Annotated in this window: 1 protein-coding gene; it reads right to left on the bottom strand. The window is 69.6% G+C overall.

Annotated features, from left to right (window positions below):
• Window positions 1-166 precede the first annotated feature (166 nt).
• The gene (pyk, locus tag DQW06_RS26730) at window positions 167-1,600 is read right to left on the bottom strand and encodes a pyruvate kinase (protein ID WP_013154177.1); all 1,434 of its coding nucleotides are present in this window, start codon (window positions 1,598-1,600) and stop codon (window positions 167-169) included.
• Between the last annotated feature and the right edge of the window lie 138 nt (window positions 1,601-1,738).

Below are 1,738 nucleotides of genomic sequence, written 5' to 3'. Positions count from 1 at the left end.
GAGCCGCGGGGGGACGTGCGCGGGGAGTCGGCGGCCTGAGGGCGGCGCGGCGGCGGGGCCGCACCTGGTCCTGACCCGGTGGGCGGCGCGGCTCATACGCCGTGTCCTCCGGGCCGGACCTGATGCGGCACGTCGGGGGCGCCCGGTGCGGGGCGCCCGGGTGTTGCTACCGCGCCGCGAGGGCGACGGCGTCTCCGAGGCGGTGGACGCGCAGGGAGTTGGTGGAACCGGTGGTTCCGGGCGGGCTTCCGGCGACGATGACGACCTTGTCGCCCTTGTGGTAGTCGCCGAGCTGGAGGAGTTCGGCCTCCACCTGGCGGACCATGTCGTCGGTGTTGTCGACCCAGGGCACGAGGTTGCTCTCGACTCCCCAGGTGAGGGAGAGCACGCCGCGGGTGGTCTCCTCGGTGGTGAAGGCCATCAGCGGGATGGGTGAGCGGTAGCGGGCCAGGCGTCGGGCGGTCTCTCCGGACATGGTGAAGGCGACCAGTGCCTTGGCTCCGACGGTGGCGCCGATCTCGGCGGCGGCGCGGGCGATGGCTCCGCCGGTGGTCTCGGGTACCCGGTTGAGGATGTGCGAGGCGCGCAGGGATTCCTGTTCGGCGGCGCTGACGATGCGGGCCATGGTCTCGACGGTCTCGACGGGGTACTTGCCGACGCTGGTCTCTCCGGAGAGCATGACGGCGTCGGCGCCGTCGAGGACGGCGTTGGCGACGTCGGAGGCCTCGGCGCGGGTGGGCCGGGGTGATCCGATCATGGATTCGAGCATCTGGGTGGCGACGATGACCGGTTTGGCCTTGTCGCGGCAGCGTTCGACGGCGCGTTTTTGCACCATGGGGACGTTTTCGAGGGGGAGTTCGACGCCGAGGTCGCCGCGGGCGACCATGACTCCGTCGAAGACCTCGATGATGTCCTGGAGCCGTTCGACGGCCTGGGGTTTCTCGACCTTGGCGATGAGGGGGACGGTGACGCCCTCCTCGTCCATGATGCGGTGGCACTCCTCGGCGTCGGCGGGGCTGCGGACGAAGGAGAGGGCGACCATGTCGACGCCCTGTCGCAGGGCCCAGCGCAGGTCCGCCTCGTCCTTTTCGGTGAGTGCGGGGACGCTGACGGCGACGCCGGGGAGGTTGAGTCCCTTGTGGTTGGAGACGGTGCCGGCGACGATGACGCGGGTGTGGACGTCGGTGCTGGTGGTCTTGGTGCACTCCAGCGCGATGCGGCCGTCGTCGATGAGGACGCGGTCGCCGGGGCGTACGTCCGCGGGGAGTCCCTTGTAGGTGGTGGAGACGCGGTGGGCGTCTCCGGGGACGTCGTCGGTGGTGATGGTGAACTCGTCGCCGACGTTGAGGTCGACGGGGCCGTCGGCGAAGGTGCCGACGCGGATCTTGGGCCCTTGGAGGTCGGCGAGGACGCCGACTGCTCGTTGTGCGGCCTCAGCGGCGTCTCGCAGGTTGGCGAGGTTGGCGCTGTGGTCGTCGTGGGTTCCGTGGCTGAGGTTGAGTCGGGCGACGTCCAGTCCGGCTTCGACGAGCTTGCGGAGGACTTCCGGGCTCGAGGTGGCGGGACCGAGGGTCGCGACGATTTTTGCTCGACGTGTCACGCTTAACACTCTAGAGCGTCTGGAGGATGGAGTGGTCTAAACCAGGTTGCGAATGGACGTATGTGGGGCTGCGGGAAGTCGAACTTCGGGCACCCTGGGTGAGGTTCGGTGGCGTTGGGTGGTGTGGGGGTCCTCGCT

Source organism: Nocardiopsis sp. TNDT3, assembly GCF_003427465.1.
Lineage (GTDB): Bacteria > Actinomycetota > Actinomycetes > Streptosporangiales > Streptosporangiaceae > Nocardiopsis > Nocardiopsis dassonvillei.
The sequence above is the reverse complement of the archived record's forward strand: the minus strand, read 5'-3'. Positions and strand labels throughout refer to the sequence as shown.